The sequence below is a fragment of the Marinobacter alexandrii genome (assembly GCF_005871205.1).
GTDB lineage: Bacteria > Pseudomonadota > Gammaproteobacteria > Pseudomonadales > Oleiphilaceae > Marinobacter > Marinobacter alexandrii.
On record NZ_SWKM01000016.1, the window covers coordinates 85,409 to 108,793 of the forward strand.

Below are 23,385 nucleotides of genomic sequence, written 5' to 3' on the forward strand. Positions count from 1 at the left end.
ATTGACACCGCCATGCTGAGCATACTGCGAAGTCTTGTACAAGAGGTAAACAGCGCCCGCGATCTGCAGGAGGCGTTGGACGTCATTGTCTCGCGGGTGCAAAAGGCCATGGGGACAGAGGTCTGTTCCGTTTACCTGCTGGATCCGGCGACCAATCGCTACATTCTGATGGCCACCGAAGGCCTCTATCGCAAGGCTGTCGGTAAGGTCAGTCTTGGTTATTCTGAAGGCCTGGTCGGGCTTGTGGGCTCCCGTGAGGAGCCGATCAACCTGGAAGACGCGCCGTCCCATCCCCGCTACCGCTATTTCCCGGAGACCGGTGAAGAGCGATTCCGGTCGTTTCTGGGCGTTCCCATCATCCACCATCGCCGGGTTCTGGGCGTATTGGTTGTCCAGCAGCGGGAGAGTTCCCGTTGCTTTGACGAAGGCGAAGAAGCTTTCCTGGTCACCGTGTCAGCGCAGCTGGCCGGGGTTATCGCTCACAGCGAGGCCACCGGAGCCATCAGTGGCTTGTCGCTGACCGGCGAAGAGGCTCGGGATGTCAGTTTCAACGGTGTGCCGGGCGCCCCCGGCGTTGCCATCGGCTCAGGTGTGGTGGTTTATCCGGCGGCCGATCTGGATGTGGTGCCAGAGAAACCAACCGACGACATCGATCAGGAGCTTGAGCTGTTCCGTGCTGCCGTTAAGGCGGTTCGGGAGGACATCGAGCGGGTCGCAAATCGGCTTGCATCGCAATTGCGGCCAGAGGAGCAGGCGCTGTTCGATGTCTATCTCCGAATGCTCGGTGATGAGGCCTTGCCGGGCGAGGTTGCCAACAATATCCGCGCCGGTGTTTGGGCCCAGGGTGCCCTGAAACAGGTGGTCCAGCAGTACATTCGTCACTTCGAAATGATGGATGATCACTATCTACAGGAGCGCGCCGTTGACGTCCGGGATCTGGGTCGTCGGTTGCTCTCGCACCTGCAGGAGGGTGAACAGCGGCATCTTGAGTATCCGGAGCGGACCGTGCTGGTCAGCGAGGAACTGACGCCGGCCATGCTTGGGGAAGTGCCCAAGGGTCAGCTGGTGGGACTGGTGTCCGTTAAGGGCTCCAGTAACTCCCACGTCGCGATCCTGGCCCGCGCCATGGGTGTGCCCACCGTCATGGGCTTGGTAGACATCCCGGTCAATCAGCTGGACGGAAAAGAACTGATTGTTGACGGCTTCGAGGGCCAGATCTTCGCCTCGCCGTCGGATGACTTGCGGGCCTTCTATCAGGCCATCTACGATGAAGAAAATGAGCTGATTCGCGGTTTAGAGGTTCTTCGGGACAAACCGTGCGAGACCACCGACAACCATCGGGTGTCACTGCTGGTGAATACCGGGCTGATGACCGATGTCGTTCGGTCCTTGTCCCATGGCGCAGAAGGCATTGGACTGTACCGCACCGAAGTACCGTTCATGATCAAGGACCGCTTTCCTTCTGAGCAGGAGCAGCGGGAGTACTATCGCGAGCAGTTGGAGGCGTTTGCTCCGAACCCGGTTACCATGCGAACCCTGGACATCGGGGGTGACAAGTCGCTGACCTATTTTCCGATCCAGGAGGAAAACCCGTTCCTGGGCTGGCGCGGCATCCGGGTGACTCTTGATCACCCGGAAATCTTCCTGGTGCAGGTTCGGGCTATGCTCAAGGCCAGTGAAGGGCTGAACAACCTGCAGATCATGCTGCCCATGATCAGTAACATTTCTGAGGTTGAGGAATCCCTGCATCTTATCTACCGGGTGTACCACGAGGTTCGTGAAGAGGGCTACGACATCCACATGCCCAAGGTGGGGGTGATGGTGGAAATACCGGCTGCGGTCTATCAGATCCGTGAGCTGGCGGACCGGGTGGACTTCCTGTCGGTGGGCTCGAACGACCTGACCCAGTATTTGCTGGCGGTTGACCGGAACAATCCACGGGTGGCCCAGCTTTACCATTCCTATCACCCCGCGGTGCTGCAGGCGCTGGTGCGGATTGCCCAGGATGCCCATGTCGTGGGCAAGCCGGTGGGTATCTGTGGCGAGCTGGCGGGGGATCCAGGTGGGGCCCTGCTGTTGATGGCCATGGGCTACGATTCACTGTCCATGAACGCGGCCAGCCTGCCGAAGGTGAAATCGGTGATTCGTAGTGTGAGCCGGGAATGGGCGATGCAACTGCTCGAAGATGTCCTGTTGCTGGATTCTCCCCACGTTATCAAGAGTTGCGTGGACCTGGCGTTGCGCAATGCAGGCTTCGGGCGGTATCTCCGCCCGGGTAAATCGAATACCGTGGCCTTTGCTGAAAAGGCCCTTTCCTGACCTGTTATCGTATTTTGAGCGATTATAGGGTGTGTACTCTAAAACCTACTGTTAGGTTGGAGGGTATTCGAGCGTGCGGAAACCAACTCCCGTTACGTCAAACGGAAAAGGGAACACCATGACTGATACAACCGATCTTCAATCTGCTCCCCGCATAGGCCTGGCGCTTGGTGGTGGCGGACCGCTCGGGGGTATTTACGAAATCGGTGCGCTGCGAGCCCTGGACGAAGCGCTGGATGGTCTGGATTTTAACGATATCGACGTCTATGTCGGGGTGAACAGCGGCTCGTTTGTGGCCGCCAATCTGGCCAATCAGATGACCACGGCGCAATTGTGCAGGATTTTCGTTCGCAATGAAGCCGAGGTGCACCCATTCCATCCCGAGGTGTTTTATCGGCCGGCTTTCCGGGAAATTGGCCGTCGGTTGCTTTCCGTACCTGGTCTTATGTCCACCGCGCTCCAGCGCTTCGTCAACAACCCTTACGATCAGAGTCTGCTGGAGGCATTGACCATTTTGGCCCAGGCCGCGCCGGCTGGTCTTTTTGATAATGAAGGCCTGCACGAATACTTGAAGCGAGCTTTTACCATGCTGGGCCGCTCCAACGATTTCCGCCAACTCAAGCGCAGCCTCTACATAGTTGCTGCCGATGTCGAGAGTACCGACGCGGTCTGTTTTGGTGCCCCGGGCTTTGACCATGTACCCATTTCCAAGGCCATCCAGGCGAGCACGGCATCACCGGGACTTTATGTGCCGGTGGATATTGATGGTCGTTACTACGTGGACGGTACGCTTCGCAAAGGCCTGCACGCGTCGGTGGCGTTCGAGGACGGTGCCGATCTGGTGTTTGCCGTGAACCCCCAGGTGCCGATCGATGCCAGCGCAGCGGTTCGCGCGGGCACCATGAAGCCGGGTGAGTTGACACGCTCTGGTATGCCTCATTTGTTGTCGCAGATGTTCCGGACCATGGTCTACTCCCGCATGCAGTCAGGCATCGCCCAGTACACACGCGATTACCCGGACAAGGACATTCTGTTGTTCGAGCCGACCCGGGACGACGCCAAGCTGTTTTTCTCCAACGTATTCAGCTTCCAGTCTCGTCGTATGGTGTGCGAGCACGCTTACCAGATGACCCGACAGGATCTGCTTAACCGCGCCGATGAGTTGGAGCCCAAGCTGGCCAAGTACGGCATCAAGTTACGCCGGGATCGCCTGGAAGACGAGCAGCGTACGATCAGTACCAGTCTTTATGGTGAGATGTTGCCACTGTATGTGGCGAAAGGCAGGAAAAAACAGGCAGAGAAGGGCAAGCTGGCCTCTGGCCTGGAAAACGTCACTCAGCTGTTCAGTCGAGCTCAGTAGGGTAGGTCAAAGTGAAAGTGGGACACGGATCGCCGTGCCCCACTCAACTGGGCAATTACAGAATGTACCGGCTCAGGTCCTCGTCCTCCGCCAATTCTCCAAGTTTTTCATCCACATACTGCGCGGTCACTTCGAAGCCGTCGGTGACCTTGTCGCCAGCATCGAATGACAGGCTTTCCAGTAACCGCTCAAGCACAGTGTGCAGTCGGCGCGCACCAATATTCTCCGTGGTTTCATTCACCTTATAGGCCACTTCCGCAATGCGGGCAATGGCGTCCTCGGCAAAGCTCAGTTGCACGCCCTCGGTTGCCATCAAGGCCTCGTACTGCTGCACCAGCGATGCATCCGGCTCTGTGAGGATGCGCTTGAAATCCTCCGGCGTGAGCGCCTGGAGTTCGACCCGGATCGGCAACCGGCCCTGAAGCTCCGGAATCAGGTCAGACGGTTTCGACAGATGGAAGGCGCCAGAGGCAATGAACAGGATGTGGTCGGTGCGAATCGATCCATACTTGGTGCTGACCGTACTGCCTTCGATCAGGGGCAGAAGGTCTCGCTGGACGCCCTCGCGGGAGACGTCGGATGACGTGTTCTCCGAGCGCTTGGCCACCTTGTCGATCTCGTCGACAAAGACGATGCCGTTTTGCTCAACAGCCTGAATGGCCTTCTGCTTGATCTCTTCCTCGTTGACCAGTTTGGCGGCTTCCTCATCCTTTACCCGTTTAAGCGCATCGGCGACCTTCATTTTCCGGGTCTTGCGCTTGTCGGATGACAGGTTGGAGAACATGCTTTGCAGCTGGCTGGTCATCTCCTCCATACCCGGAGGAGCCATGATTTCAACGCCGCCACCGCTGCTGCTCAGCTCGATTTCAATTTCTTTCTCATCCAGCTCGCCTTCACGCAGCTTCTTGCGGAACAGTTGACGCGTGGACGAGTCATCTGGACGCTTGCTGTCCTCCTTGAAATCTCGAGCTGGCGGAAGCAGGGCGTCGAGAATGCGATCTTCAGCGGCATCCAAGGCGCGGTTGTCATGGCGCTTCATTTCCTGTTCGCGCAGCATCTTGATGGCCATGTCGGCCAAGTCCCTAATTATGGACTCTACATCCCGGCCAACGTAGCCAACCTCGGTAAACTTGGTGGCTTCCACCTTCAGGAACGGCGCATCGGCCAGTTTTGCCAGCCTGCGGGCGATTTCCGTTTTACCGACACCGGTCGGACCGATCATCAGGATATTTTTTGGGGTGATTTCGTCACGCAGGCTGCTATCAAGCTGCATCCGACGCCAGCGGTTTCTCAGGGCGATCGCCACTGACCGCTTGGCTTCGTCCTGGCCCACGATGTGTTTATTCAGCTCGTGAACGATCTCACGGGGTGTCATTGCAGACATGGTCGCTCCGGATCAGTCGTTGGTGGACAGCACTTCGAGGGTGCGATTGTGATTTGTGTAAATGCAGATATCAGCGGCAATATCCAGGCCCTTTTCGACTACTTCGTGAGCCGACAGATCGGTGTTCTCGAGCAGTGCCCGAGCTGATGCTTGGGCAAATGGGCCGCCGGAACCTATGGCAATCAAGCCTTGCTCAGGCTCAATCACATCGCCGTTACCGGTAATGATCAACGATGCAGTCTTGTCCGCCACCGCAAGCAGGGCTTCCAGCTTGCGCAGTGCGCGGTCCGTTCGCCAATCCTTCGCCAGTTCCACGGCTGCCCGGGTCAGGTTGCCCTGGTGCTTTTCCAGTTGGGCTTCAAAGCGCTCAAACAGGGTAAAGGCATCGGCGGTGCCACCGGCAAATCCGGCAACTACTTTACCGTTATAAAGCCGGCGAACTTTGCGGGCGTTGCCTTTCATTACGGTGTTGCCCAGCGAAACCTGGCCGTCGCCACCCATGGCAACTTCATCATCGCGCCGAACCGAGAGTATCGTAGTCATTTGGGCTCCAATTGCCTGATTGAAATCGGTATTGAGCAGTTATGGAGGCTTGGGGGGAGAATTCAAGTGGGGAGCGTGCGGGCAGTGCGCAGAGCCTTGCGAAACACGCTGTAAATACGTCCTTGTACGCTCGGCTCCGCCATCCCTGGCTCCGCAACGGTTTCGCAAGGCTCCGCGCACTGCCTGACGAGCGCTTCGGATTAACCCTCTTTGGGGATTTTCCGGATCAGGGGCTGGATATTGATGGAGACCAGCTTGTCGACGGCCGAGTTCATCTGGCTGCGCGAGGTGAATGGGCCCACGTTGACTCGATACCAGACTGAGCCATTATCGAGATCAATACGCTGCACGTTGGCGCGCAGGCCCTGGAAGGCAATCTGGGCGCGCTGACGTTCGGCATCGCCTTTCTGGCGGAAAGATCCGGACTGCACCAGGTAGTTGAAGTCCTGCTTTGTCGGGCCGGGAGTGTATTCCTCCACCTTGGGTGGTACTACCTCCGATTCTGGCAGCATTTCATAGAAGCGAAAGCCGGGTTTCTTTTCCTTCTCTTTTGCCGTTGCGGTATCGGCTGGGCGCTTAGTCTCAGTGGTTTCCGTTGCCGGCGTCTCTGCCGATGGTTGCGGCCCGCTTGTAGGCAGGGAATTGAGATACACGATAAAGCCGATGAACCCGCCTACCGCAGCCAGGGAGAAAATCCACTTAACCGAGAGTCCGCCGTGCTGTGAGCGTGCAGGTGCGGCCGGCTTTGGCCGGCTGCTGCTTTTCGGTGACGGCTTGGACGGCTTCTTACGTGACGTAGCTGAAGCAGCGGCAGACCGGTTCTTGCGCGCGTAATCTCGGGACATGATGGTTGCTTACATCTCTTCCGGTGCGCTGACACCCAGCAGGTCGAGCCCGTTGGCAATCACCTGGCGGACGGCGAGGTAGAGGCTGACGCGGGCATCGCGAACGGCGGTATCCTCAATCAGCACCTTATGGGCGTTGTAATAGGTATGGAACTGGCCGGCTAGCTCTCGCAAGTAATGCGTCAGGTGGTGTGGTTCCCGTTGGGCTGCCGAATTCGCAATCAGTTCCGGATACTTGGCCAGTTGGTTGGCCAGGTCCTTTTCCTCGTCGAGGGTCAGCAAGGACAGGTCGCCAACACACTCGTTGAGTCCCCTCTGGATGCCTTCTTCCGACAGCTTGCGCAGAACACTGCAGATCCGGGCATGAGCATACTGAATGTAATACACCGGGTTTTCATTGGTCTGCGAGCGCGCAAGATCGATATCGAAGGTCAACTGGGAATCAACGCGTCGTGCCGCAAGGAAAAACCGGGTGGCATCCCGACCCACTTCATCGATCAGGTCTCGAACCGTGACATAGCTCCCTGCGCGCTTGGAGATTTTCACTTCCTGGCCTGAGCGGGTCACCATCACCATCTGGTGCAGTACATAGTCCGGCCAGCCTTTCGGAATACCGGCGTCCAGCGCCTGCAATCCGGCGCGCACCCGGGTCACGGTGGAGTGATGGTCTGCGCCCTGTTCATTGATGACTGTGGAGAAACCACGCTGCCACTTGTCCAGGTGGTAAGCCACATCCGGCAAGAAGTAGGTGTAGCCACCGTCCTTCTTGCGCATGACCCGATCCTTGTCATCGCCAAATTCTGTGGTCTTCAGCCACATGGCGCCGTCCTGTTCGTAGGTATAGCCGTTTTCCCGCAGGCGGTTTACCGCGGACTCTACCTTGCCTTCCTCGTACAGCGAGGATTCCAGGAAATACACGTCGAAGTGTACGCCAAAGGCTTTCAGGTCAAGATCCTGCTCCCGGCGCAGATAGGCGACGGCGAATTCACGAATCGCATCCTGGTCCTCAGGGTCACCTTTGGCGGTGACTTCACGGTCGTCCGCGGTGACCGTTTCGCCGGCCAGGTAGGCGTTGGCGACGTCGACGATGTAGGCGCCGCGGTAGCCATCGGCGGGCCAGCTGTCATCGTCAGGCGTCAGGCCTTTCACTCGGGACTGCACCGACAACGCCAGATTGTTGATCTGGGCGCCGGCATCGTTGTAATAGAACTCGCGGGTTACCTGGTATCCGTTGGCCTCGAGCAGTCGGCACAGGCAGTCGCCGATCGCCGCGCCGCGACCGTGGCCAACGTGCAGTGGCCCGGTGGGGTTGGCAGAAACAAACTCCACTTGAACTTTCTCACCCTTGCCCGTCTGGTTGCGGCCAAACTGAGTGGATTGCTCGAGGATTGTGTTCACGACCTCAAACGCGCTGGCGGTGCTCATGAAGAAGTTGATAAAACCTGGGCCGGCAATCTCCACCTTATGGACCGCATCACTTTCCGGCAGCTTTTCAATCAGTGCTTCAGCCAGCTTCCGGGGCGGGCAGCCGGCCGCTTTTGCTGCGACCAGGGCAATATTGCAGGCGTAATCCCCGTGCGACTTGTCCTTGGTGTTGCCTACTTGCGGCGTGAAGGCCTGGTCTGCAGGCAGAGTGCCTTCGGATTGCAGAGCGGCCAGCGCGGACTGGAGCAGATCGGAAACGGTCTCTTTCATGCTGTCGGATGACTCGGTTTACTGGAGAATTGGCGTTAGGGCAGAGGGCCCACTGAAAATAGGAGCCGGGTATTATCGCGGAAACCGACGCCTCAAGCAAAGAGCGCTCTAGCCAGTTTCCTGCGGATCAACATCAATCATCCACTTTACATTACCCGGAAGCTTGCGCTGGTCCAGATGGTTGCATATGTCTCTGAGCAGGATGTTCAGTCGCTTTCGGTTATCGGCGTTCAGGATGAGCTGAGAGCGGTGCCGGTCGGCGCGGCGGGCGATCAGTGCCGGAAGCGGGCCCCAGACGTCGATACCCGGTGCCTGAGTCAGTGGTTTAATCGAGTCCAGTAGTTGCAGACCCTGCTCCATGGTGTCGGCTTCTGCACGGAAGATGGCCATCGCGCGGAACGGTGGAAATTGTCCCGTTTCGCGCTCGGCGAGCAGTTGGTCCGCCATGTCCAGGTACCGGCCCTTGCAGAGGGTTTGCAGCAGCGGGTGATCGCTGTGGCAGGTTTGAACCATTACCTTGCCGGGCATCTGGCCTCGTCCCGCCCGGCCGCTCACTTGAAGCAGGGTCTGGAGCAGCTGTTCGGGTGCCCGGAAGTCGACGCTGAACAGGCCGCCGTCGGCATTAACCACTACAACCAGGGTGACGCCGGGAAAGTCATGGCCCTTCGCCAGCATTTGTGTGCCAACCAACACGCAGGGTTTGCCGGTATTCACGGTGTCGAGGATCTTCTGGATGCTGCCTTTGCGCTGCGTGCTGTCCCGATCGACCCGCACGATGGGGGTGTCGGGTAAAGTAGCGGCAAGAATGTCCTCGGTTCTCTCGGTGCCCTGGCCGACCGGCTTGAAAGCATCGCTCTCGCATTTTGGGCAGTGCTCCGTGGCGGCTGCCTGATAATCGCAGTGGTGGCAACGCATGGCGCGATCGCGGCGGTGATAGGTCAAGCGGGTGTCGCATCGGGGGCACTCGACCATATGGCCGCAGTCAAAGCACATCATGATTGGCGCAAATCCGCGACGATTCACAAAAACCAACGCCTGTTGTCCGCTATCAATGGTTTTCCTGATGGCGTCCAGCGCCGGCTGGGACATCCCTCCTTCGAGAGGCCGGCTCCGAATGTCCAGAAGGCTGATGGTTGGGGGCAGGGCGTTGCCAGCGCGCTCTTCCAGACGAATCAGCTGGTATTTTTGCTGCTGGGCGTTGTGATAAGACTCCAGGGAGGGAGTTGCGGAGCCAAGTATGACCGGGCAGGCGTTCAGGTGGGCCCGGTACACCGCCATGTCTCTGGCGGAGTAACGGAATCCTTCTCCCTGTTTGTAGGAGCTGTCGTGTTCTTCGTCGACAATAATGGCGTTCAATTTGGTGAAGGGCAGCAGCACTGCCGACCGGGTGCCAATCAGGATAACAGGCTCACCATTGCGAATTTTTAGCCAGGTGGACAGCCGTTCCCCGTCATTCAGTGCGGAATGCCAAACCACAATGCGGTCGCCAAAGTAGTGTCTGAAGCGGGCCACGGTCTGCGGCGTCAGATTGATTTCCGGTACCAGCACCAGGGCCTGTTGCTCTGCCTCCAGGTTGGTTTTTAGATAATGAAGGTAGAGTTCGGTTTTTCCGCTCCCGGTAATGCCATATAAAAGAGACGCGCCAAATCCTTCGCTGGGGTGAGCTAGCTGGCTGGCAGCCTCTTGCTGAGCGGGCGAAAGCTGTGGCGTTCGCAGATGGGTTTCCGGGGAAGATGTTGTTTGATGTCCGGCGTTTCGGGTATCCGCCTCAATCAGTTGCTTGTCTTGCAGCGCCTTTATTTGAGCGCGTGTGTAACCTGCCCGACGGATCTCTTTTTCCGATACTCCGTCTGGACTCTCTATAAGCCACCCCAGCAGCGCTTTCTGTTTGCGGGCATTGGTGGGCAATGTGTCGGGTGAGCCCGTTGCGCTCCACAACAAAACGGGTTTTTCCTTGGCGGGTCGTCCTCGGCGCAGTGCTGTCGGGAGCGCCGTGAACAGGCATTCGCCGAGAGGGTGTTGGTAGTAGTCGCTAGCCCAGCTGAGCAGCCGGAATGTTTCTGGAGGCAGCGCCGGCCAATCCTCGGCTGCCGCACTGACCGGTTTGATCGTGATGCCCTCGGGGGGCTGAACGTTGGTGTCGACCACCAAGCCGGTGGCCTGCTGCCGACCGAATGGAATCTGCACTCTTTGCCCCGGGGCAAGTGACAGCCCCTCAGGAATACGGTAATCAAAGAGCCGTCTCAGTGGTCGGTTCAGGGCGATTCGGGCGATAGACGACACAGATTGCTCCAGAGCAGGTCGGGGGTCACGGTATGTGCGTATCCTTTATTGTTCGGCTCATCGTCCAAAACTGCGGATTCAGGAGGGGAGGGCGCCCCTGCATGCTTGCCTGATGGCGGAATTACAAGTAAGATTCGCGGTCTGTTTTAGACAGGGCCTGATTGTGCCCCGTCTTCTTAATTGATTCAAATATGCGGTGCCTGGCGCCCGGGCTTAAAGAGCCCCGCGATTGGGTAGCGGCATAACCTAACGAGGTTCGCCATGAGAGAAGGTATCCACCCCAAGTACGAAGATATCACCGCAACCTGTTCCTGCGGTAATGTTATCAAGACCCGTTCCACCATCGGACACGACCTGCAGCTGGATGTTTGCTCCCAGTGCCACCCGTTCTACACCGGGAAGCAGAAGGTTATGGACACCGGTGGCCGTATCGATCGGTTCCAGAAGCGTTTCGGCGGCCGCATCGCCGGTGGCAAGAAAGACTGATCTTGCTTGTATCGCTAAGAAAAGCGCCTGCGGGCGCTTTTTTTGTGTCTGCGAAAAATAATGTAGATTCTGTGTACATACGCAATTAGCACTATTGACTGATCGAAAGATGGTCGGAGAGCACTTGTCGTTTAGGGGCGGTCGAGCCATAATGGCGCGCTCCGCTGAGCAGTGCTTTGCGGTTCATTACCTTTAAACGTGACAAACGGAACAGTGGCAATGTCTCAAGATCTGAAAGAAGCAGCCCTTGAATATCACGCCAAGCCGCGGCCTGGTAAGCTGAGTGTTGAAATCACCAAGCCAACCAAAACCTCCCGCGATCTATCTCTGGCGTACAGCCCCGGGGTTGCCGAACCGGTCCGCGAGATCGCAAAGGACCCGGAGAACGCGTACAAGTACACCGCCAAGGGAAACCTGGTGGCGGTCATCTCCGACGGTTCCGCGATTCTTGGCCTGGGTAACCTGGGACCGCTGGCAAGTAAGCCGGTAATGGAAGGCAAAGGCGTGCTGTTCAAGCGCTTTGCCGGTATTGATGTTTTCGATATTGAGGTCAATTCCGAGAGCCCGCAGGCATTCATCGAAACCGTTGAGCGTATTGCGGATACTTTTGGTGGCATCAACCTGGAAGACATCAAGGCGCCCGAGTGCTTTGAGGTTGAGCGTGCACTGATTGAAAAGTGCAACGTGCCCATCTTCCATGATGATCAGCACGGCACAGCCATTGTAACTGCAGCAGGCATGATCAATGCCCTTGAGTTGCAGGGTAAGAAAATTGACGAAGCGAAAGTGGTGTGCCTCGGTGCAGGTGCTGCCGCAATCGCATGCATGAAGCTGCTGATCAGCTGCGGTATTCGCTCTGAGAACATCTTCATGCTCGACCGTAAGGGTGTGATCCACTCTGGTCGTGATGATCTGAACCAGTACAAGGCAATGTTTGCCAACGATACCGATCGGCGTTCGCTGGATGACGCGATCGACGGCGCGGATGTGTTCCTGGGTCTTTCAGGTCCGGATCTGCTGACTGCCGACCAGCTCAAGAAGATGGCGCCTAACCCTATCGTGTTTGCCTGTTCAAACCCGGATCCGGAAATCAGCCCGGAAGTGGCATTGGCCACCCGTGATGACCTGATCATGGCGACCGGTCGCTCCGACTACCCGAACCAGGTAAATAACGTACTGGGCTTCCCGTTCATCTTCCGTGGCGCGCTGGACGTTCGAGCCACTGCCATCAATGAAGAGATGAAGGTGGCTGCCGTCAACGCCATTCGTGAGCTGGCCAAGGAGCCAGTGCCGCAGGAAATCTGCGAAGCCTACGGCGTGGACAGCTTCGAATTTGGTAGGGAGTACATCATTCCTAAGCCGATGGATGTGCGTCTGCTTGAGGTAGTACCTGCGGCGGTAGCTCGTGCGGCGGTTGATTCCGGTGTTGCGCGCAACCCGTACCCTGCGCACTACCCGCTGAAGTCCATGGACGACATTATCTAACGTTCGTTCAGAAAGAAAAAACCGGCGGTGATCCCGCCGGTTTTTTTTGTGTCCGGAGATTGCTGGTGCTGGCGCTACGCCAGGGTCAGAAGATCTGCCGAGAGTAATCGTCCGCGCTGCCGTTGCGCTCGTTCTCATCTTGGGGTGAAAGTGGTGCGGGCGCGTCCTCTTCCTTGAACACCTCAAAGACAGCATCTTCGCCCGGTCTGGCTCGCTTGCCAGTCTCGGGGTTGATACGCACGTTTACGATGCCGTTGGGGCGGGGCATTGTTGCTGACGGTGCATTCTCCAGGGCTACTTGCATATAGTCGACCCAAATCGGTAGTGCGGTGCTGGCGCCGAATTCCCGCCGCCCTAATGGGGCGGGCTGGTCAAAGCCGACCCAGGTGGTGGTGGCAATGTCGTGGTTAAAGCCGGCAAACCAGGTGTCTTTCTGTTCGTTGGTGGTGCCGGTCTTGCCCGCAATGTCGTTGCGCCCAAGCGCCTGGGCTCGACGGCCCGTTCCCCGCCGAATTACGTCCTGCATCATGGAGTGCAGGATGTACACTGAGCGCTCATCGGCCAGTCTGGGCATGACTCTGACCTCTGGCTCCTTGCTGGTGTCGGCAAGTGAGGTCGGTTCGTCAGTCCCGTTCTTGCTCTCGATGTCAGTCATTTGCGATTCGCAGTCCTGATCGCAAAGAACGGTTTTCGGCGCTTCGTAAATCGTCTCGCCATTGACGTCCTGAATCTGTTCGATCAGATAGGGTTGAACGTCGTAGCCGCCGTTGGCGATCACGGCAAGTCCGCGGGCCAGCTCCATGGGGGTAAGTTGTCCGCTACCGAGTGACAGCGAAAGGTTGTCCGGCATGTTATCAACCGGGATTTTCAGTTGTTTTAGATAGTCCAGGGTGGTCTGGATGCCAACGTCCCGGAGTAGTCGGATCGAGACGATGTTGCGGGACCGATAGAGAGCTTCGCGTAGGCGCGTCGGTCCGTAGAACTGGCCTGAAGAGTTCTGCGGGCGCCAGGCCGTCTCAAGTTCCGAGTCGTCAAACACGATGGGGGCGTCGTTGTAGATGGTTGCCGGTGTCAGGCCATTTTCAAGCGCCGTTAGATAAAGGAATGGCTTGAAAGTGGAACCTGGCTGCCGCTTCGCCTGAATCGCGCGGTTGTATTTGCTCTGCCGGAAGCTGTAGCCGCCGGCCAGGGCCTGAACGGCTCCGGTATCGGCATCCAGAGAGATGAGGGCGCCTTCTGCGCGCGGCACTTGCGCCAGGGCAACGCTCGGTTGTGTCGTCGTGTCGCCGACATCCTGGGCTTGCGAATTGGCCCTTACATAAACGACGTCACCGACCGACAATACGTCTGTCGGTTTTTCGGGTTCGGGGCCGCGCAGGTCTTCGGTTTTGTAGCGTCGTGCCCAGGTCATGGTCTCAAAAGGCATGACTGCGCCACCGATACCCCGGACATGGACTTGGGCGTTTGCTTGTTCGTCGCTGATATCCGTAACTAACGCAGGGAGGAGTTCGGCCACTTTTGGATAGTTGAGGATCAGCTCCGCCGGGGTGCTCTCCTCCAGAGTATCTTCGTCGATTTGGCCAATGGGGCCTCGGAATCCGTGCCGGCGGTCGTAAGCTTCCAGGCCTTTGCGAAGGGCGTCTGTGGCCGTTTGCTGCTTACTGCTGTCGACCGTCAAGGTGACTGTATAACCATCCGTGTAGGCGTTATCTCCAAACCGACGAACGATTTCCGAGCGCGCCATTTCCGCCACGTAGTCGGCGTCGACTTCCGCGTCTGTTGCATTGTAGTCAGCTGTTAGTGGGGCGGAGATGGCAAGGTTATGCGCATCTGGAGTGATGTAGCCCAGGTCCCGCATGCGTCCAATGATCCAGTTTCGCCGGATCTTGGCACGATCCGGATTGGCCAACGGATTAAACGACGAGGGTGCTTTCGGCAAGCCGGCAAGCATGGCCATTTGGGCCAGAGAGAGTTCTTTGATCGGTTTGTTGTAGTAAACCTGTGCCGCTGCAGCGATCCCGTAAGCTCGATTGCCGAGGTAAATCTTATTCAGATAGAGCTCGAGGATGCGGTTTTTGTCCAGTTCGCGCTCAATCTGAAGAGCCAGAAGTATCTCGTTGAACTTCCGGATAAAGGTCCGGTCCCGTGACAAAAAGTAATTTTTTGCAACCTGCATTGTGATGGTGCTGCCGCCAGACTGGATCGAGCCAGTGGAGACCAGTTCGATTGCAGCCCGCGCCAGGCCTTTGATGTCGACCCCAGCATGCTCGTAAAACCTTGAGTCCTCAGCCGCTAAAAACGCTTGTAACTGAATTGTTGGGATCTGTTCGATTGTGATCGGTGCCCTTCTCTTTTCACCGAATTCTGCTATTAATCTGCTGTCTTGGCTGTAAATTCGCAGCGGCGTCTGCAACTTGATGTCGAGCAGTTGTTCAACCGGGGGAAGGCCAGGGCGAAGGTACAGATAAAAGCCTGAGGTAACGATTATGGCGACACTCAGTCCGGTGAGAAATAACCATGCGAAAAGGCGAGATGTGCGCAACAAATGAGACATTTTTTTCTGACAACTGTTGGATATAGGTCTATCATTTGAGAAATTGCTTTAGGAAGGATGAGTCGCTTCACCGCCGCAATGCTTCTCAACTAAGAAGAAATGGCATTGTAGACGGAAAACTGAAGAAATTCTCTTAAATAAAAAACACATAAGTAACTTAACCGGGTGCATCTAACCAGGTATAGGGTGAGCGCGTGTTCGGATTGTTCGGAAAGAAATCCAGTGCAGTGCTGGGCGTGGACGTCAGCTCCAGTTCGGTCAAACTTCTGGAGCTGTCAAAGCAGGGCGGCCGCATAAAGGTCGAAAGCTACGCGGTGGAGCCATTGCCGGCCAACGCCGTTGTCGAGAAAAATATCACGGACGTCGAGGCAGTGGGTGAGGTGCTCAAGCGCGTCGCCTCGAAATCGCGCACGGGTGTGAAACAGGTTGCAGTGGCTGTCTCTGGCTCTGCCGTGATCACCAAACTCATCCAGATGGATGGCGGCCTCAACGAATTTGAAATGGAAGATCAGATAGCCCTTGAGGCGGATCAATACATCCCATACCCGCTGGATGAAGTTGCCATCGACTTTGAGGTTCAGGGCCCTTCGGAGAACAATCCGGATCAGGTTGATGTGCTTCTGGCTGCATGCAGAAAGGAAAACGTCGACATACGTGAGGACGCGCTTGAGATTGCCTCGCTGTCAGCAAAGATTGTCGATGTCGAAGCCTACTCCCTTGAGCGTGCCTACTCCCTGATTGAACCGCAGCTCGATTCCCAGGGCGAAGAACTGGTGGTGGCCATTGTTGATGTCGGTGCCACCATGACAACACTTAGCGTTCTCGCCAATGGCAAGACAGCGTATACCCGCGAACAGATCTTTGGCGGTAAACAGCTCACCGAAGAAATTCAGCGTCGGTATGGGCTTTCGCTCGAAGAGGCCGGCCTCGCCAAGAAGCAGGGCGGCTTGCCCGATGATTATGAATCCGAAGTGCTGATGCCATTCCGCGAGGCCGTGGTGCAGCAAGTAGCGCGGGCCTTGCAGTTCTTCTTTGGCGCCAGCCAATACAACGCAGTCGACTATGTGGTTCTGGCAGGTGGCACTGCCTCGATACAGGGACTGACAGAAATGGTCGAGGAAAAAACAGGAACGCCCACTCTGGTCGCCAATCCGTTTGCCGACATGGCAGTAGGATCTCGGGTGAATGCGTCTGCACTGAGTAACGATGCCCCCTCGCTGATGATCGCCTGTGGCCTGGCGATGAGGAGCTTCGACTGATGGCAAAGATTAACCTCAGGCCCTGGCGCGAAGAGCTCCGGGCAGAAAAGCAGAAACAATTTGTGGTCATGATTCTGGGCGCTGCAATTGTTGCAGGTGGCTTGGTGTTCCTTTGGAAGTCCGACATGGATAGCCGTATTGCCTACCAGCAATCCCGCAATGCCTATATCGAAACCGCAACCAAAAAGCTCGACCTGCAGATTCGCGAAATCGAGAGCCTCAAGCGTAAGCGGGATGAGCTCTTGGCGCGCATGCAGGTCATTCAAGATTTGCAGGGCAAGCGGCCGGTGATTGTTCGGGTCTTTGACGAGCTGGTGCGGACCTTGCCGGACGGGCTTTTCTATACTGAACTTACAAAGACTGGCGAAAAGGTAGATATCGTCGGTATGGCTGAATCGAATAGCCGAATTTCGTCATTGATGCGTCAGTTCGAAGATTCTGATTGGTTTGCTAATCCAAACCTTTCTAATGTGTCGGCAGCAGATAATCGCCGGGCAGGGTATAGCCAGTTCAATTTGTCGGTGCAACAGAAAACGCCAGAGCCCGAAGTGGAGGATAATAAATGAGCCTCGCGGACTCACTAAAAAGCCTGAACGAATTCGATATCAATGATCTGGATGTTAACAATGCCGGCATCTGGCCTGCACCTATCAAAGCGATTGTTGTCCTGATTATTGTTGGTCTCATTGTTGGCGGCGGCTATTGGTTTTTTATCAAAGACCAGTATATGAAGCTGGAGCAGGTGGATAAGGCTGAACAGGATCTCCGCCAAAAATACGAGCAGAAGGCCTATCAGGTCGCCAACCTAGAAGTGTTCAAAGCCCAGATGGCCGAAATGGAAGAAACATTTGGTGCACTGGTGCGTCAGTTGCCAAGCGAAACGGAAGTTCCGGGTCTGTTAGAGGATATTACCAATACGGCACTCGGAAGTGGTCTGTCATTGCAGGAGGTGAAGTTGCAGTCTGAGCAAAGGCGAGATTTCTACGCCGAGCTACCAATCAATATTCGAGTGTCCGGCTCCTACCATGAGCTTGCGTCGTTTGTTAGTAGTGTGGCAAGTCTTCCGCGGATTGTGACCCTCCATGATTTGAGAATCGAACCAACTGACGGCGATGGAGAGCGACTGAATATGCAAGTGCTTGCTCGAACCTACCGTTACCGGGCTGGAGAATAGGCATGGTAAAGAAACATGCGGGACGAGCCTGGCTGGGAGTATGTCTGGTGTCTTTGCTGACGGCCTGCTCTCAGGGCAGCGGATTTTCGGATCTCGACAAATTCATGGCAGATACTCGAGCAAAGCCCAGAGGGCATGTAGAGCCCCTTCCTGAGTTCAAAGCATATGAGGCGTTTAGCTATTCTGCCGCGGACCGACGAGCTCCATTTGAGCCACCGGTGGACGTTCAGCTCACAATGGTTGATGAGCAGCCGGTTAGTGATGTAGAGCCGGATCTGGATCGGCCCAGAGAGGTTCTCGAAAATTTTGACATCAAGGAGCTCAATATGGTGGGCACCTTGCAGGGGGCCTCAGGCAGCCTTTTTGCTTTGATTCAGGACGAAGTTGGCGGCATCCACCGTGTCCGCGCCGGTAACTACATGGGACAGAACTATGGTCGCGTTATTGGCGTGAATGAAACCCGAATCGAGCTAATTGAGATCGTTCCGAATGGCCGGGGTGGTTGGGTAGAGCGGCCACGCTCCCTGACGCTGGAAGAGGAAGAGGGCTAAGGAGCGGCAAATGAGAATTGAAAGAACCATGCACGAACAAAAAAGTTTAGGGTCGAGGCTAGCGATGTTAAAAAAACTCAATGTATACGTCGGCGTAATTGCTTTTGGGTTGTTATCCGGCCTGGCCAACGCGGTCACGCTGGAAGACGTGTCATTTTCGTCGCTACCGGGAGATCGCCTGGAGGTGAAGCTTGCCTTTGATGGGCAGCCGCCAGAGCCGACGGGATATACGATCGAACGCCCGGCTCGTATTGCCGTGGATCTGAGCGACACCACGAACGGGCTTGGCAGTCGCAGCATACCGCTGGGCTCCGGCAATGCTCAGAGCATGACAGTGGTTGAAACCAAGGACAGGACTCGCCTGATCTTTAACCTTGTCGAATTGGTCCCCTATGACACGGTGCGAAGTGGTAATTCCCTGGTCATGACTCTTGGAGGTGAGGCATCCGAATCATCGTCTGCGGCATCGACGGACTCAGCGCCTATAGGAACCTCGGTGTCGACTCGGCCGGATGCGCTCGCTGGCGTTGATTTCCGCCGTGGCAAGGACGGAGAGGGTCGAGTTGTAGTCGATTTGGGCAGCGAGAGCACCCCTGTAGACCTGTCTGAGTTGGGTGGAAAAATTCGTCTGACCATGGCTGGAATTTCGGTGCCGGAAAACCTTCGCCGGCGGCTCGACGTGACCGACTTTGCAACGCCGGTCAATCGAATTGACACCTTTGTTCAGGATGGGAATGCCATCGTAGAAATCCGTCCGGAAGGGAACTACGACTACATCGCGTATCAATCTGGCAGTCAGTTCACAGTCAGTGTTGAAAGGCTGACTGAGCAGGAAGCCGAGTCTCGTCGTGAAGAGAAGTTCCCTTATACGGGCGAGAAGCTATCCCTCAACTTCCAGGACATTGAAGTCCGCTCAGTGCTACAGTTGATCGCTGATTTCACCGGATTGAACCTGGTAGCCAGTGACACCGTTGGTGGAAGTATTACTCTGAGGCTCCAAAATGTTCCCTGGGATCAAGCTTTGGACCTGATTCTCAAAACCAAAGGCCTGGATAAGCGGCAGATTGGTAACGTACTATTGGTAGCACCCGCAGACGAGATAGCCGCGCGTGAGAAGCTTGAACTCGAAACCACTAAGCAGATTGCGGAACTCGCCCCGGTTCGCCTGGATATCATTCAGGTAAATTACGCCAAGGCTGCTGATGTAGTGGCTCTGATCGAAGCGGACAAGGAGTTGATTACAGACCGTGGGTTTGTCTCCTCAGACGTGCGTACCAACACGATCAGTGTGCGTGAGACAACTGAGAAGCTGGAGGAAATCAGGCGCTTGGTATCTACCTGGGACGTACCCGTTCGTCAGGTGTCTATTGAGGCCCGCATCGTTCGTGCCCAAACCAACGTGGCCGAAGACCTCGGTATTCGCTGGGGTGGGGCAGCCTATGATGTGAGTGGTGACAACGTATTCGCGGTCGGTGGATCCCAGAGCGCAGTTGAAGAAGCCCGGCAGGCTGCCGGAGGTACTAACAACACCATCACCTTCCCGGGTGCGTTGGCAGTGGATCTGGGCGTAACGGGTGAAGGTGCGTCTTCATTCGCCATCGGTTGGGGCAGTGACGACTTCCTGGTCGACCTGGAACTGTCTGCGCTCGAAAGCGACGGTCAGGCGGAAGTCGTATCGCAGCCGCGAGTGGTGACTGCGGACCGCCAGACAGCTTCGATCAAGTCCGGTGAAGAAATTCCGTACCAGGAAGCCTCCTCAAGCGGTGCCACCTCCGTGTCCTTCAAGGAAGCCGTGTTGTCGCTGGAGGTAACTCCGCAAATTACTCCCGACGACAAGATCATCATGGATCTGGTGGTTAATCAGGACTCGCGTGGTGAGGTAACTGCGGGTATTCCGTCAATCAACACCAACGAGGTCACCACTCAGGTGCTGGTTGGCAATGGCGAAACCGTGGTGTTGGGCGGTATTTTCCAGTCGGAGGTTGCTACGCAAACGACCAAGACGCCGTTCCTCGGTGATATTCCGTACCTTGGCCGTCTGTTCAAGCGGACAGAACACGTTGATGAGCGCAGTGAGCTGCTGATCTTCATCACGCCCAAGATCCTGAAGAACGATCTGATCCGCTAACGTCGGGCTCAGATAAAAAGCCGCCGGGTTACACCGGCGGCTTTTTTGTGCCTGAATATCCGGCAATTGCGCGGGAAATTTATGGAATCAGAACCGCTGTGATATTCTCACCCGCCTGAACACAATCGAGCGGAAGTTATGTCTTTGCCCAAACGCGTTGTCCTGGTGGGCCCAATGGGGGCCGGAAAGAGTACGATTGGCCGAATGCTCGCCAAGGAGCTGGGCTATCGTTTCCTGGACTCTGATCGCATCATCGAGGAACGCTGCGGCGCAAATATTCCCTGGATCTTTGACGTTGAAGGCGAGGACGGTTTCCGTCTACGTGAGACGGCCATGCTGGAAGAGCTGTCCCTGTTGCCCGAAACGGTATTGGCGACCGGGGGCGGAGCCATCATGCGTCCGGAGAACCGACAGTTCCTGAAGCAGGACGCCGTGGTTGTTTACCTGAAAACATCAATCGAGCAGCAGGTTGAGCGGACACGGAAAGATCGAAACCGGCCTTTGCTCCAGAACGACGATCCGGAAGCGGTGCTTCGCAAACTGTTTTCGATCAGGGATCCGCTGTATACCCAGTTGGCAGATATAACCATGTACACGGACCGCAAAAGTCCCAGGCTTGTAGTCCGTCAGTTGGTGAACCGAATGAATCCAAGAACGCCTAGGCACAAACGGCAGGTACGCAAGGAGGGTCGAAACCATGTCTGACACAGTCCGTGAATTGGCCGTGGATCTGGGAGAACGAAGCTACCCGATCCTGATTGGTCAGGGCCTGTTGGGAAGTCGTGATCTATCTGAATATGTGCAAGGCTCTCAGGTCTTGATCGTGACTAATGAGGCGGTGGCGCCTCTATACCTGGATCGGGCGAAGAGCTGCTTTCCCGGGAAGTCGGTCGATACGGTGATTCTGCCCGACGGCGAAAAATACAAGGACTGGCAGACTCTCAATCTGATTTTCGACCACTTGCTGCAAAATCGTCATTCCCGGAAGACCACCTTGGTTGCGCTGGGTGGTGGCGTGGTGGGAGATATGACCGGCTTCGCCGCAGCCTGCTATCAGCGTGGCGTGCCGTTCATCCAGATTCCAACGACCCTGCTGTCTCAGGTTGATTCTTCAGTGGGTGGTAAGACCGGGATTAATCACCCTCTCGGCAAAAACATGGTGGGGGCCTTTCATCAGCCCGAGATGGTTCTGATCGACACCGACACCCTCAGCTCGCTGCCGCCGAGGGAAGTGGCGGCCGGGCTTGCTGAGGTGATCAAGTATGGATTGATTAGAGAGATTGAGTTTCTTGACTGGCTTGAGGCGAATGTGGACCGCCTGGTAGCGCTTGATTCACCTGCGATTGCTGAAGCCATTCTGCGATCTTGCGCCTGTAAGGCGGAAGTTGTCGCCAAAGATGAGCGAGAGGGTGGTCTCCGGGCAATCTTGAATCTTGGCCACACCTTTGGTCATGCCATTGAGACTTTCGCAGGCTATGGTAATTGGCTGCACGGCGAGGCCGTGGGTACCGGTATGATTATGGCAGCCGACCTGTCGGCGCGTGAAGGCATGATCAGCCGCGAACAATTTGACCGTGCCGCAACTTTGATCAAGCGCGCGGGATTGCCAGAGCTGCCGCCGCAAGGCATGACGCCGGATGATTTCAGAAATCTGATGGCGGTGGATAAAAAGAACGTTGATGGTCGATTACGGCTGGTGCTTCTGGCGGATCTAGGTAAGGCCATTGTTACGGAAGACGCTGCGGCGGAGAACCTGGCCGCGACACTTGCCGGCTTCTGTCGGTGTGACTGACAGTTGGCGTACGCAGAACTGAATAAAGGCTGCAGGGACGGGTGTGACCGAAGATCGACTGAATACTGTGGAAGGCGGAGGACTTTTCCCTCGCCTACAGGAGCGTTACGGATTCCGGACCAACCCCTTGGAGCTGGAAACGCCTTTTTTCCCTGATGCAATGCGTCACCACGCCCTGGAAACGTTGCGCCATCTTTGTGGTTTTGGCGACATGGCACTGCTGCTCACAGGAGCTCCTGGGGCTGGCAAGACTCGCTTGCTGACCGAGCTGGTGCGCAGCGAGTCGGCGCGCCTCGAGTTCCATAGGATACCTGCCGCTGCCTTAACCGGCGTCAAGGCGCTTGCCGGTGCTCTCAAGACGCTGGCGCCTTCGTCTTTCCACTCAAATCAAGGCCCCCGGGACGCCGTCTACAGCTTCTTCCGCTGGTCTGAGGCCAAGGCCAGGAAAGGGCAGCGCATGGTTCTACTCATTGACGATGCTGACCGGGCGCCTACCGAATTGCTGAGGTTGTTGCTCGCCGGCTTTCTGGCAGCCGAGCGCGGGGCGGCCGCGGTACCGGTTTTTACAGGCAGCGATGACCTGATCGGTCATTTGGGACTTGACCCGGTGTCCGCCAATGTTCATCAGATTCACCTGCGTCCACTGACCAGGGACGAGGTTTTCGCGTACCTTGAGCCGCGAGTTCAGATCGCAGGTGGCAAGGTCAGTGACCTGCTCAGTGCCTCAAAGGTGTCTCGTATTCATGCCCTAAGCCAGGGAAGTTTTGGTCGGCTGAAGCGGGTTACACCCGGAGTATGGCTGGATATGGTATCGGCGGCGCCCCGGACCGCTGGTGAGTGGTCGTTGCCATCGCTTAATAAGTTGGCCTGGCCTGCGGTCGCGCTCGCGCTGTTGGGCGTGTCCTGGTGGTTTGTTTCTGACCAGTACGAGGATTCCGTGGCCGGCAACGAATTGCAGGCAGCCAAGCCAGAGTCAGTGCGTAAAAGCATTACGATCGGGCCGGAATCGCCAGATCCCGAAGAAAACGTTCCATCGCCGGACGTTATTACTGATACTCGCCCAGAGCCAGAGCCAGAGCCAGAGCCAGAGCCAGAGCCAGAGCCAGAGCCAGAGCCAGAGCCAGAGCCAGAGCCAGAGCCAGAGCCAGAGCCAGAGCCAGAGCCAGAGCCAGAGCCAGCATTTACACCAAAAAATGCCGAGCGGTTCGTGCCCCTGCGCGAGTTGAAGGCAAAATCCGGATGGACCGTACAGCTGGTGGCCGGAAACCTTGAGCAAACCGCCCTGAGCGTCCTGCGGGAGTACCCGCAGTTGGGTGATGCTGTCTATACCAGGGGCGAACGGCAGGGTGAGTCGTGGTTTATGGTATTCTATGGCGAATACGCGACCATAGATGCAGCGAAAGAGGCGGTAGAGAACCTTCCAGAATCACTGCGGAACCGGTCGCCTTGGATTAGGGCCATCCGCACGTTATAGCAGCGTTTTTGCGTTGCGCTATTGGGTGGTTGATTGAGTTGTCGGCTGGGAAA

Annotated in this window: 18 protein-coding genes; 12 read left to right on the plus strand and 6 right to left on the minus strand. The window is 56.5% G+C overall.

Annotated elements, in window-relative coordinates; all coding sequences use genetic code 11:
- Positions 1-12 precede the first annotated feature (12 nt).
- Together ptsP and FCS96_RS18890 are read left to right on the plus strand one after the other, a co-directional pair.
- Positions 13-2,319, plus strand: coding sequence for a phosphoenolpyruvate--protein phosphotransferase (gene ptsP, locus FCS96_RS18885; RefSeq protein ID WP_138441906.1), 2,307 nt, complete (start codon positions 13-15; stop codon positions 2,317-2,319).
- Positions 2,320-2,437: 118 nt separating this feature from the next.
- Positions 2,438-3,679, plus strand: coding sequence for a patatin-like phospholipase family protein (locus FCS96_RS18890; RefSeq protein ID WP_138441907.1), 1,242 nt, complete (start codon positions 2,438-2,440; stop codon positions 3,677-3,679).
- A gap of 55 nt (positions 3,680-3,734) precedes the next feature.
- On the opposite strand, the gene hslU is transcribed toward FCS96_RS18890, so the two are convergent.
- The 5 genes from hslU to FCS96_RS18915 all read right to left on the minus strand — a co-directional run bounded on the left by hslU (position 3,735) and on the right by FCS96_RS18915 (position 10,429).
- Positions 3,735-5,063: an ATP-dependent protease ATPase subunit HslU gene (gene hslU / locus FCS96_RS18895; RefSeq protein WP_138441908.1), complete on the minus strand. Its 1,329-nt coding sequence runs from the start codon at positions 5,061-5,063 to the stop codon at positions 3,735-3,737.
- A gap of 12 nt (positions 5,064-5,075) precedes the next feature.
- A complete protein-coding gene (gene hslV / locus FCS96_RS18900) occupies positions 5,076-5,606 on the minus strand; it encodes an ATP-dependent protease subunit HslV (protein ID WP_041341590.1) in 531 nt (176 codons plus the stop codon).
- A gap of 200 nt (positions 5,607-5,806) precedes the next feature.
- Positions 5,807-6,451 (minus strand): SPOR domain-containing protein, encoded by a 645-nt coding sequence (locus FCS96_RS18905; RefSeq protein WP_138441909.1) that lies wholly within the window; start codon positions 6,449-6,451, stop codon positions 5,807-5,809.
- 9 nt (positions 6,452-6,460) lie between these two features.
- Complete coding sequence (argS, locus tag FCS96_RS18910) at positions 6,461-8,146, minus strand: arginine--tRNA ligase (RefSeq protein ID WP_138441910.1); 1,686 nt, start codon at positions 8,144-8,146, stop codon at positions 6,461-6,463.
- Between the two features lie 108 nt (positions 8,147-8,254).
- Entirely contained in the window at positions 8,255-10,429 is a 2,175-nt protein-coding gene (locus tag FCS96_RS18915; protein WP_138441911.1) for a primosomal protein N', read from the minus strand.
- A 261-nt stretch (positions 10,430-10,690) separates the two neighbouring features.
- On the opposite strand from FCS96_RS18915, the gene rpmE reads away from it, so the two are divergent.
- Entirely contained in the window at positions 10,691-10,915 is a 225-nt protein-coding gene (rpmE, locus tag FCS96_RS18920) for a 50S ribosomal protein L31 (protein ID WP_138441912.1), read from the plus strand.
- Between the two features lie 219 nt (positions 10,916-11,134).
- On the plus strand, positions 11,135-12,400 hold the full coding sequence (locus FCS96_RS18925) for a malic enzyme-like NAD(P)-binding protein (RefSeq protein WP_138441913.1): 1,266 nt from the start codon (positions 11,135-11,137) through the stop codon (positions 12,398-12,400).
- An 85-nt stretch (positions 12,401-12,485) separates the two neighbouring features.
- Here FCS96_RS18925 and FCS96_RS18930 read toward each other — a convergent pair whose 3' ends face one another.
- Positions 12,486-14,954 (minus strand): penicillin-binding protein 1A, encoded by a 2,469-nt coding sequence (locus FCS96_RS18930; RefSeq protein WP_138441914.1) that lies wholly within the window; start codon positions 14,952-14,954, stop codon positions 12,486-12,488.
- Between the two features lie 194 nt (positions 14,955-15,148).
- Between FCS96_RS18930 and FCS96_RS18935 the strand changes: the two genes are divergently transcribed.
- The 8 genes from FCS96_RS18935 (at position 15,149) to FCS96_RS18970 (ending at position 23,332) form a co-directional block, all read left to right on the plus strand.
- A complete protein-coding gene (locus tag FCS96_RS18935; RefSeq protein ID WP_138441915.1) occupies positions 15,149-16,213 on the plus strand; it encodes a pilus assembly protein PilM in 1,065 nt (354 codons plus the stop codon).
- Entirely contained in the window at positions 16,213-16,779 is a 567-nt protein-coding gene (locus tag FCS96_RS18940; RefSeq protein ID WP_138441916.1) for a PilN domain-containing protein, read from the plus strand. Before FCS96_RS18935 ends, FCS96_RS18940 begins: the two co-directional genes overlap by 1 nt.
- On the plus strand, positions 16,776-17,387 hold the full coding sequence (locus FCS96_RS18945) for a type IV pilus inner membrane component PilO (protein ID WP_138441917.1): 612 nt from the start codon (positions 16,776-16,778) through the stop codon (positions 17,385-17,387). The genes FCS96_RS18940 and FCS96_RS18945 overlap by 4 nt, the downstream gene beginning before the upstream one ends.
- A 2-nt stretch (positions 17,388-17,389) precedes the next feature.
- A complete protein-coding gene (locus FCS96_RS18950; protein ID WP_138441918.1) occupies positions 17,390-17,938 on the plus strand; it encodes a pilus assembly protein PilP in 549 nt (182 codons plus the stop codon).
- Between the two features lie 64 nt (positions 17,939-18,002).
- A complete protein-coding gene (pilQ, locus tag FCS96_RS18955; RefSeq protein ID WP_138441919.1) occupies positions 18,003-20,066 on the plus strand; it encodes a type IV pilus secretin PilQ in 2,064 nt (687 codons plus the stop codon).
- Positions 20,067-20,204: 138 nt separating this feature from the next.
- Positions 20,205-20,771, plus strand: a complete 567-nt coding sequence (gene aroK, locus FCS96_RS18960) for a shikimate kinase AroK (RefSeq protein ID WP_138441920.1) — start codon at positions 20,205-20,207, stop codon at positions 20,769-20,771.
- Positions 20,764-21,858 carry a 3-dehydroquinate synthase gene (gene aroB / locus FCS96_RS18965; RefSeq protein ID WP_138441921.1) on the plus strand — a complete coding sequence of 365 codons (1,095 nt, stop codon included), beginning with the start codon at positions 20,764-20,766 and terminating at the stop codon, positions 21,856-21,858. The genes aroK and aroB overlap by 8 nt, the downstream gene beginning before the upstream one ends.
- A gap of 43 nt (positions 21,859-21,901) precedes the next feature.
- Positions 21,902-23,332 (plus strand): SPOR domain-containing protein, encoded by a 1,431-nt coding sequence (locus tag FCS96_RS18970; RefSeq protein WP_171040864.1) that lies wholly within the window; start codon positions 21,902-21,904, stop codon positions 23,330-23,332.
- Positions 23,333-23,385: the final 53 nt, after the last annotated feature.

Coding starts and splice junctions, on each gene's coding strand:
- aroK (WP_138441920.1), top strand. CDS start 20,205: ATGTCTTTGCCCAAACGCGTTGTCCTGGTGGGCCCAATGGGGGCCGGA.
- FCS96_RS18905 (WP_138441909.1), bottom strand. CDS start 6,451: ATGTCCCGAGATTACGCGCGCAAGAACCGGTCTGCCGCTGCTTCAGCT.
- FCS96_RS18950 (WP_138441918.1), top strand. CDS start 17,390: ATGGTAAAGAAACATGCGGGACGAGCCTGGCTGGGAGTATGTCTGGTG.
- FCS96_RS18930 (WP_138441914.1), bottom strand. CDS start 14,954: ATGTCTCATTTGTTGCGCACATCTCGCCTTTTCGCATGGTTATTTCTC.
- hslV (WP_041341590.1), bottom strand. CDS start 5,606: ATGACTACGATACTCTCGGTTCGGCGCGATGATGAAGTTGCCATGGGT.
- FCS96_RS18940 (WP_138441916.1), top strand. CDS start 16,213: ATGGCAAAGATTAACCTCAGGCCCTGGCGCGAAGAGCTCCGGGCAGAA.
- FCS96_RS18925 (WP_138441913.1), top strand. CDS start 11,135: ATGTCTCAAGATCTGAAAGAAGCAGCCCTTGAATATCACGCCAAGCCG.
- argS (WP_138441910.1), bottom strand. CDS start 8,146: ATGAAAGAGACCGTTTCCGATCTGCTCCAGTCCGCGCTGGCCGCTCTG.
- pilQ (WP_138441919.1), top strand. CDS start 18,003: ATGTTAAAAAAACTCAATGTATACGTCGGCGTAATTGCTTTTGGGTTG.
- hslU (WP_138441908.1), bottom strand. CDS start 5,063: ATGTCTGCAATGACACCCCGTGAGATCGTTCACGAGCTGAATAAACAC.
- aroB (WP_138441921.1), top strand. CDS start 20,764: ATGTCTGACACAGTCCGTGAATTGGCCGTGGATCTGGGAGAACGAAGC.
- FCS96_RS18890 (WP_138441907.1), top strand. CDS start 2,438: ATGACTGATACAACCGATCTTCAATCTGCTCCCCGCATAGGCCTGGCG.
- ptsP (WP_138441906.1), top strand. CDS start 13: ATGCTGAGCATACTGCGAAGTCTTGTACAAGAGGTAAACAGCGCCCGC.
- FCS96_RS18945 (WP_138441917.1), top strand. CDS start 16,776: ATGAGCCTCGCGGACTCACTAAAAAGCCTGAACGAATTCGATATCAAT.
- rpmE (WP_138441912.1), top strand. CDS start 10,691: ATGAGAGAAGGTATCCACCCCAAGTACGAAGATATCACCGCAACCTGT.